4 protein-coding genes and 2 pseudogenes are annotated in these 9411 nt (G+C 60.5%); 2 read left to right on the forward strand and 4 right to left on the reverse strand.

Going from position 1 to position 9411, the window contains the following annotated elements; translation table 11 throughout:
• Window positions 1–152: 152 nt before the first annotated feature.
• A complete protein-coding gene (gene araD1, locus BZ163_RS01055; protein ID WP_128869453.1) occupies window positions 153–1145 on the reverse strand; it encodes an AraD1 family protein in 993 nt (330 codons plus the stop codon).
• A 166-nt stretch (window positions 1146–1311) separates the two neighbouring features.
• On the reverse strand, window positions 1312–2634 hold the full coding sequence (locus BZ163_RS01065; RefSeq protein ID WP_128869454.1) for an MFS transporter: 1323 nt from the start codon (window positions 2632–2634) through the stop codon (window positions 1312–1314).
• Between the two features lie 190 nt (window positions 2635–2824).
• Here BZ163_RS01065 and BZ163_RS01070 point away from each other — a divergent pair.
• A pseudogene (locus BZ163_RS01070) lies at window positions 2825–4560 on the forward strand (IlvD/Edd family dehydratase).
• A 127-nt stretch (window positions 4561–4687) separates the two neighbouring features.
• On the forward strand, window positions 4688–5407 hold the full coding sequence (locus BZ163_RS01075) for a FadR/GntR family transcriptional regulator (protein WP_128869455.1): 720 nt from the start codon (window positions 4688–4690) through the stop codon (window positions 5405–5407).
• Between the two features lie 181 nt (window positions 5408–5588).
• On the opposite strand, the pseudogene BZ163_RS01080 reads toward BZ163_RS01075, so the two are convergent.
• Window positions 5589–7974, reverse strand: a pseudogene (locus BZ163_RS01080) (RND family transporter).
• 28 nt (window positions 7975–8002) lie between these two features.
• On the reverse strand, window positions 8003–9076 hold the full coding sequence (locus tag BZ163_RS01085) for a YCF48-related protein (protein WP_128869456.1): 1074 nt from the start codon (window positions 9074–9076) through the stop codon (window positions 8003–8005).
• Between the last annotated feature and the right edge of the window lie 335 nt (window positions 9077–9411).

A 9411-nucleotide genomic window follows, 5' to 3' on the forward strand; every position in this document is an offset into this window, starting at 1 on the left:
GCGGCGTCGACTTCTGCCAGGGTGGCCTGGTGGAAATCGTGGGGCAAGCTTCGCCGGTGCGGGCGTCGAGGCTTTTGACGATGACAGTGCCGGCAGCGCTGCGCTGCCCGCCGATGTAGTTGTGGCCAATAATCCGGTTCATGTAGATATCCTCAAAGGGTGCCAACGGTGCCGGGTTCGAACGCCGCTTCGACGGGTTCGATGCCGTTGATCAACGGCGCGCCGAACTCGGCCTGGCTGATCTCGAACACGTCACCCGGTCGGGTGCGAATGCCATCGGCGAAAGACAGGGTCGCGGTGCCGAAGAAGTGAATGTGCACATCCCCCGGACGCAGGAACTGGCTGTATTTGAAATGGTGGTACTCGAGGTTTTCCAGGCTATGGCACATGTTGGCTTCGCCGCTGAGAAACTCGTCCTGCCACAGCACCTCGCCGTCGCGCAGGATGCGGCTGGTGCCTGCCAGGTGTTGAGGTAGTTCACCGACCCGAAGCTCCGGGCCATAACTGCAACTGCGCAACTTTGAATGGGCCAGGTACAGGTAGTTCTTGCGCTCCATCACGTGATCGGAAAACTCGTTGCCGACCGCAAAACCCAGGCGCCAGGGTTTGCCATCCTGGCCGATGACGTACAGGCCACCGAGCTCTGGCTCTTCACCGGCATCTTCGGCAAAGGGTGGCAGCGGGAACGGTTGGCCCGGACGCACGACAATACTGCCGTCGCCCTTGTAGAACCATTCCGGTTGCACACCGGCCTGCCCCGCCACCGGTTTACCGCCCTCCACGCCCCACTTGAAGATGCGCATGGTGTCGGTCATCGCAGCTTCGTCACCGGCCTGCTGATGCATCTTGTCCCGCGCCGAGGCACTGCCCAGATGGGTCAGGCCGGTGCCGCTGACCAGCATGTGCGCCGGGTCTGGATGGTCCAGAGGCGGTAGGATACGCAGCGTGGCCAACAGCTGCGCGTAGTCATGGCTGATGCCCAGGCCCTGGGTTTTCACCTGTTGCTCCAGGTTGACGCCCGCCTCGATCGCTGCCAAAGCCAGGTCGCGAACCGTGCGCGCGTCCTGCACTTCGCGCACCCGATCGTCTTCGACTACGCCAACGCGGCGCTCGCCGTTACTCAATTCGAACTGAACCAAACGCATGGTTTTTCTCCTGTAAACAAAACTGCAATTCAACGCACCCTCTGTAGGAGCTGGCTTGCCAGCGAAGACGGCGGCACATCCAATATAAATGTCGACTGACACACCGCTTTCGCTGGCAAGCCAGCTCCTACAGGTCCGTATCAGGTCTGTGATAGGGGTGCGTGCGTCAAGTACGGCTCGCCCCCCGGGCACTGGCCGCAAACTGGTCAGCCGGCAACGCTTGCTTGCGCTCCAGCACGCGATAGACCACGCCGGTCAGGATTAGCCCGAACACCATCACACCGGACAGGAAGTACAACCCCGACGCGAGATTCCCGGTGTATTCCTTCAGCGCACCGATCACGAACGGCCCGATGTAGCCACCCAGGTTGCCTACCGAATTGATCAAGGCGATCCCGGCCGCCGCGCTGGCGCCAGCGAAGAAACGACCCGGCAACGTCCAGAACACCGCCGTGCAGGAAAACAGCGCGAATGCCACCAGGCACAACGCGCCCAGTTGCAGCAACGGCACCATCAGCCAGGCGCTGAGGAACAGACCGATGGCGCCCAACACGTAAAGCACGGCCAGGTGACCATAGCGATCATTCAAGCGATCGGAACTGCGCGGAATGATCAGCAAACCGATGATCCCGAAGATGTAGGGCACCGACGACACGAAACCAGTCACCAGATCGGTGCCGCCAAATTGCTTGATCAAGGTCGGCAGCCACAAACCCAAGCCATAGATGCTCAGCGTCACCGGCAGATAAAACAGCGCCAGCAGCAACACGCGTTTGTCCTTCAGCGCATGCAGCGGATTGCCGTGGCGGGTCTGGCCGTACTCCTCAAGATCCTTTTGCAGTTCGCCGGTCAGCCAGTCCTTCTCGGCCTGATCCATCCATTTCACGTGCTTGGGGCCATCGGGCAACCAACGCAGCACCGGCCAGGTCAACAGGATCGCCGGCGTGCCGATGACGATGAACAGCCACTGCCAGCCGTGCAGACCCAGGATGCCGTCCATGCCGAGCAAGCCGCCGGATACCGGGCCGGTGATCAACATGGCGATGGGTTGGGACAGGATGAACAACCCGAGGATCTTGCCGCGATGGCGAACCGGGAACCATTGGGTGATGTAGTAGAGAACGCCCGGGAAGAATCCGGCTTCGGCCGCGCCGAGCAGGAAGCGCATCACATAGAAGCTGTGCGGCCCCTGGACGAAGGCCATGCCGATGGTGATGGCGCCCCAGGTGATCATGATTCGCGCAAACCAGCGCCGCGCACCGAAGCGTTCGAGCATCAGGTTGCTGGGGATTTCCAGCAGGAAGTAACCAATGAAGAACAGCCCGGCACCCAGACCGTAGGCGGCGTCACCGATGCCGAGATCGGCGCCCATGTGCAGTTTGGCGAAGCCTACGGCGGAACGATCCACATAGGCGATCAGGTACAGCAGGATCAGGAAGGGAATTAGTTTCAGTGTGATGCGACGAATAAGCCGCAGTTCCTGGCTCATGAGATCGGTCTCCGATTGTTGTTATAGAACCTCGGGGGACGCCTCTCGCGGAAAACCGCCAGGGCCATCCCTCCGTTGGAAGCGACTATATAGTAATACTATTTAACCAACAACACTTCCAAACAGAGCAATTTGGGCTTATGTTAAGCGCCAACTGCAGCATTATAGTCATACAATAAGAGAATCAATTATGTCTGATAAGCAACCCACCCTGCGCTCCGCCCAATGGTTTGGCACCGCCGACAAGAACGGCTTCATGTACCGCAGCTGGATGAAGAATCAGGGCATCGCCGACCACCAGTTCCACGGCAAGCCGATCATCGGCATCTGCAACACCTGGTCGGAACTGACCCCGTGCAACGCGCACTTCCGCCAGATTGCGGAGCACGTCAAGCGCGGGGTGATCGAAGCCGGGGGCTTCCCGGTGGAGTTTCCGGTGTTCTCCAACGGTGAATCGAACCTGCGTCCCACCGCCATGCTCACCCGCAACCTGGCGAGCATGGATGTGGAAGAAGCGATTCGCGGTAACCCGATCGATGGCGTAGTGCTGCTGACCGGTTGCGACAAGACCACCCCGGCTCTGCTGATGGGCGCGGCCAGTTGCGACGTGCCGGCGATCGTCGTCACTGGCGGGCCGATGCTCAATGGCAAGCACAAGGGTCAGGACATTGGCTCGGGCACTGTGGTTTGGCAGCTCAGCGAGCAGGTAAAAGCCGGCACCATCACCATTGACGATTTCCTCGCGGCCGAGGGCGGCATGTCCCGCTCGGCGGGCACTTGCAACACCATGGGCACGGCCTCGACCATGGCTTGCATGGCGGAAGCGCTGGGCACTTCCCTGCCCCACAACGCGGCGATTCCGGCCGTCGATGCACGTCGTTATGTGCTGGCGCATATGTCCGGCATGCGCGCAGTGGAGATGGTGCGCGAAGATTTGCGACTGTCGAAGATCCTGACCAAGGAAGCGTTCGAAAACGCCATTCGCGTGAACGCGGCCATCGGCGGTTCGACCAATGCGGTGATCCACCTGAAGGCGATTGCCGGGCGCATCGGCGTAGCACTGGATCTGGATGACTGGACCCGCATCGGTCGCGGCATGCCAACCATCGTCGACCTGCAACCGTCCGGACGCTTCCTGATGGAAGAGTTCTACTACGCCGGTGGCTTGCCAGCGGTACTGCGCCGCCTCGGCGAAGCCAACCTTATTCCGCATCCGAACGCCTTGACCGTCAACGGCAAGACCCTCGGCGAGAATACCAAGGACGCGCCGATCTACGGCCAGGACGAAGTCATCCGCACCCTCGACAATCCGATCCGCGCCGACGGCGGCATCTGTGTGTTGCGCGGCAACCTGGCACCACTGGGTGCGGTGCTCAAACCGTCCGCCGCCAGCGCCGAACTGATGCAACATCGCGGCCGTGCGGTGGTGTTCGAGAACTTCGACATGTACAAGGCGCGGATCAAGATTCGGAACTGGACGTCGATGCCAACTCGATTCTGGTGATGAAAAACTGTGGGCCGAAGGGTTATCCGGGCATGGCCGAAGTCGGCAACATGGGCTTGCCGGCCAAGTTGCTGGCCCAGGGGGTGACCGACATGGTGCGTATTTCCGATGCGCGCATGAGCGGCACGGCGTACGGCACCGTGGTTTTGCACGTGGCACCGGAAGCGGCGGCCGGCGGGCCTTTGGCAACGGTGAAGGAAGGTGACTGGATCGAGCTTGATTGCGCCAACGGCCGTCTGCACCTGGACATCCCGGACGCCGAGCTGGCAGCGCGCATGGCCGATCTGCAACCGCCGCAGCAATTGATCGTGGGCGGCTATCGTCAGCTGTACATTGACCATGTGCTGCAGGCGGACCAGGGCTGCGATTTCGACTTCCTGGTCGGTTGCCGCGGTTCCGAAGTCCCGCGCCACTCTCACTAATTGCATCAATCCCCTGTGGGAGCGAGCAAGCCCGCTCCCACATTATTTGATTTGCGCCCGCCTGAAGATTGCGCCTCGCCTGTTATCATGCGCCGCACCTCCATCGCTCAGGATCGCGTCGTTCCCTATGGATTACCGCAAACCCTCCGACCGCAAAAGCATGCACTCGCGCATCGTCCAGGAACTGGGCATACAGATCGTCTCGGGACGCTTCCAGCCAGACGACAAACTGCCCGCCGAAGCCCTGTTGTGCGAAGAGTACGCCGTCAGCCGGCCGGTGCTGCGTGAAGCCACGCGTGTGCTGGTTGCCAAGGGCCTGGTGTATTCCCGGCCGCGGGTCGGCACGGTGGTCAAGCCGCGCAAGGAATGGCACATGCTCGACCCGGACGTGTTGCACTGGTTGATGCAAAGCAGTCCGCAAAATCAATTCTTCGATCTGCTGACCAGTGTGCGCAGCATCATCGAACCGGCCGCCGCCGCCCTCGCTGCGCAGCACGCCACGGACGAAGACATCGCCGCCATCGGCGAAGCCTACCAACGCATGGAAACCGCACCGACTCCCGAAGCCTTGTTGCAACCGGACCTGGACTTCCACAGCCGAATCGCCGATGCAACGCACAACGATTTACTGGCGAACCTGTGCAACATGCTATCGGTAGCCATTGCCGAAGCGTTGAAGCACTCCAACCAACGCCCCAATCTGCATGAGTTGGCGCTGCCGCGACACAAAGCGATCCTTACCGCGATCGAGAATCGTGATGCGCTGGGCGCGCGGCATGCGACGCTGGTGCAGCTGGATGATGCGCGCAGTGCGTTGAATGTGGTGTTGGGCAGCGATCCCGCATAATCCCCTCTAGGAGCGGGCTTGACGGATCGCCGCACCGCAGCGAAAGCGGCCGGCCAGTCACCACATTTATCGCCTGAGCGGACGTCTTCGCCGGCAAGCCAACGCCTACAGGGGTGGTGTGAATCTTCAGATATGAAAAAGCCGCAACCTGAGTTGCGGCTTTTTCTGTTGCGGCCAGGAATCAGTGAGCAAACAACGAATTGCCCTTCTGCCCCGCCAGCTTTTCCGGCTTGATCAGGAACCGCGCCAGCGCCGGCAGCAGCCACAGCGCGCCGAACATGTTCCACAGCAGCATGAAGGTCAGCATCAGCCCCATATCGGCCTGGAACTTGATGGCCGAAAAGATCCAGGTGCACACGCCGATGGCCAGGCACAGGCCGGTGAACAGTACCGCTTTACCGGTGGACTTCAGCGTCTGGTAGTACGCCTCCTGCAACGGCAAACCGGCACGCAGGAAGCTTTCCAGGCGGCTGTAGATATAGATGCCGTAGTCCACGCCAATCCCCACGCCCAAAGCCACCACCGGCAAGGTCGCGACCTTCACGCCGATGCCCATGAACGCCATCAGCGCGTTACCGAGTACCGAGGTCAGCACCAGCGGCAGCACGATGCACAAGGTCGCCGCCCAGGAACGGAAGGTGATCATGCACATGGTCGCGACGCAGATGTAGACGAGGATCAGGATGGTCAGCTCGGACTCCTTGATCACCTCGTTGGTGGCGGCCTCGATCCCGGCATTACCGGCAGCGAGGATGAACTCCAGCCCGTCCCTGTTGTTCTCCTTGGCGAACTCCTGCACCGCATGTACTGCGCGATCCAGGGTTTCGGCCTTGTGATCATTGAGGAATACGAGCACCGGCGCCAGGGAGCAACTGTTGTTGTACAGGCCGTCAGCACGGGCGATTGAGTTGTTCAGCACGTCCGGATTGCGCGACAGGGTTTCCCATTTCAGGTTGCCCTCGTTCATGCCCTTGATCATCTGCTTGGACACGGTGACCAGCGAGATCGCCGACTGCACGCCCTCGGTGTTCTGCATCTTCCACATCAACTCGTCGATCGGCGCCATGGCTTCGTAGCGCGAGCAGCCTTCGGACTTGGTCTTGACCATCACCACCAACACGTCGGAACTGGTGGAGTAGTTGCTGATGATGAAGTTGTTGTCCTGGTTATAGCGCGAGTCCGGACGCAGTTCCGGTGCACCCTGGTCGAGGTCGCCGATTTTCAGGTTCTGGCTGTACCAGAGGCCGCCACCGAAGGCGATCAATGCCAGGACAATCGACACTGGGGCGACTTTCGGGCTGGCGAAGTTCGACAGCAGGCGCCAGAACGGGTGTTCGCGATGCGCGTCTTTCTTGCTGCGTTCGACCGCGCGTTTGCTGATCCCGACATAGGAAATTGCCACCGGCAGCAGGATCAGGTTGGTGAACACGATCACCGCGACACCGATGGACGCGCCGATCGCCAGTTCACGGATCACGCCGATATCGATGATCAGCAGCGTAATGAAACCCACCGCATCCGCGAGGATCGCAATCATCCCCGGCAAGAACAGCTGGCGGAAGGTGCGCCGCGCAGCAGTCAGGGCGTTGTCCGCTTCACTGGACTGCAAGGCGATGCCGTTGATCTTCTGCACGCCGTGGGAAATACCGATGGCGAAAGATCAGGAACGGCACCAGCATCGAGTACGGGTCCAGCCCGAAGCCGAAGAAGTGCATCAGGCCGAGCTGCCAGACCACGGCCACCAGCGTCGTACTCAACACCGCCACGGTGCTGCGCATGCAGTTGGTGAACCAGTAGAGCAGGATCAGGGTGATGACGAAGGCCACGCCGAAGAACATCACCACCATGACCAGGCCATCGATCAGGTCCCCGACTTTCTTGGCAAAACCGACGATGTGGATCTGCACGTTGGGGTTCTGGGCTTCGAACTTGTCGCGGATCTTTTCTTCCAGCTCGTGGGAGAACTTGCGGTAGTCCAGGGCCAGGAGCGTGCCCTGGTCCTGCGGGTCCGGGTAGGACTCCAGCAGCGGGATGTCGACAATGCTCGACTTGAAGTCGTTGGCCACCAGGCGCCCGACCTGCCCGGACTTGAGCACGTTGTTGCGCAGCAGGTCGAGGCTTTGCTGGGAACCGTTGTAGCTCTGGGGAATCACTTCACCCCCGGCGAACCCCTCCTCCGTCACTTCGGTCCAGCGCACGCTCGGACTCCACAGCGACTTGAGGCCGGACCGGTCGACGCCGGAAATGTAGAACACCTCGTCGTTGATCTGACGCAGGGTCTCCATGTACTCCTTGGAGAAGATGTCGCCATCGGTGGCTTCCACCGAGATCCGCACGGTGTTGCCCAGGTTTGCCAGGTCGTTGCGGTGCTCCATCATCTTTTGAATGAACGGATGATCGAGCGGGATCATTTTTTCAAAACTGGTGGACGGCCGGATCAGCGTGGCCTGCCAGAACAGGAACACACTGACCAGCAGGCAGATGAAGATCACTGCCGGGCGGTTGTTGAAAATCAGGCGCTCGAGAAACGTCGCCTTGTCCTGATGATGACTGCTCAAGGATGTCATAGACCCGCCTTCTTATTATGTGCCCGGCTCATTTGGACGACCCGTTTTTGCCATTCTCTGCGCCGGCGCCGGTTGGCGAGGTGATACGTACGCCGCCCTGTCCTGCCAGAATCAGATTGCCGTTGCCCGCCGCGGTGACGGCCGAAACGGAAATGCGATCCGGGCGATTGAACACGCTGAAGGTTTCGCCGTTGTCGTTGCTGCGGATCACCGAACCGCCGTTGCCGACGATCACGATGGAGCCGTCGTCGAGCAATGTGGCGCCGGACAGGCCGAACTCGAGCGCGCCACGCGCAGCCTGCAACTCGACCTGTTCCCAGGTGCCGCCGAAATCCGTGGAACGATACAGATTGCCCCGCAACCCGTAGGCCAGCAGGGTGTTGGCCTGAGCGGTACCGATCACCCCGAACAACGAGCCTTCATAGGGGCCTTCCAGCTTCTCCCAGGTCTGGCCACCATCGGCAGAGCGGAACATGCTGCCCTGCTCGCCGACGATGAACAGCCCGGCATCCTTGACCGCTGCGATGGCGTTGAGGTGGAACTGGTCTTCATTGTCCAGGCGGTCGCTGACGTCTTCCCAGTGCTGGCCGCCGTCGGTGGTTGCCATCAAGGCACCGTAGGCTCCCACGGCAAAGCCGCTGTCGACGTCCTGGAACCAGACATCGAGCAGCGGCGATTCGCGTTTGAGGTCTTCGAACTGTTTGGTCCAGGTGACGCCGCCATCTTCGCTGGCGAGGATCTGCGCGTCATGGCCAACGGCCCAGCCGTGTTTGTCGTCGACGAAAAATACCGAGGTCAACAGTTGCCGGGTGGGCACCTTGGCCTGGGTCCAGGTCGTGCCCTGGTCATCGGAATACAGGATATGCCCGCGATCCCCGACGGCCACCAGGCGATTGCCGGCGTGCACGACGTCGAGCATCAGGCTTTTGCTGGCCTTGGCGGATTCAACGGAATAAACCACATCGGACGCTGGTGCCGCAGCGGCCAGCACTGGTGCCGACAGCACGGCACAGCCCAACAGCGAGAGCGCTGTAGCCAGCAACGCAAATTTGCGCAGTGCCGGCGGGCGGCAGATACCCACACCCATGACAGGCTCACTCATAGACCTTCCCCCATTATTATTGTTAGGTCGTTCAACCTTTCTGGGCGCCGTAAGGGGTGCATCGCGATTGCATGTTCTGGAGCATAGTCCTGAAACCCGCAATCCAGAGCCCCTTCGGAAGCTGGCTTATCCTATCGGGGTTTGGAAAGGTCTGACAATCGACGCCACGTTATGTTTTGTTAACCAAGGGCGGTATGGGGAGAGGATGAATGATGGGGTATCAGGAGGGGTGATTGGGATTGGCTCGGAACTGAGGACTTGCGCAATACCTGTAGGAGCTGGCTTGCAGCGAAGGCGGTGTGTGTCGAAATACTATTTATTTACTTGAACGGACG

It is taken from the genome of Pseudomonas sp. VI4.1, from assembly GCF_002029345.1.
Classification (GTDB): Bacteria; Pseudomonadota; Gammaproteobacteria; order Pseudomonadales; family Pseudomonadaceae; genus Aquipseudomonas.

Coding starts and splice junctions, on each gene's coding strand:
- BZ163_RS01085 (WP_128869456.1), bottom strand. CDS start 9,076: ATGAGTGAGCCTGTCATGGGTGTGGGTATCTGCCGCCCGCCGGCACTG.
- BZ163_RS01075 (WP_128869455.1), top strand. CDS start 4,688: ATGGATTACCGCAAACCCTCCGACCGCAAAAGCATGCACTCGCGCATC.
- araD1 (WP_128869453.1), bottom strand. CDS start 1,145: ATGCGTTTGGTTCAGTTCGAATTGAGTAACGGCGAGCGCCGCGTTGGC.
- BZ163_RS01065 (WP_128869454.1), bottom strand. CDS start 2,634: ATGAGCCAGGAACTGCGGCTTATTCGTCGCATCACACTGAAACTAATT.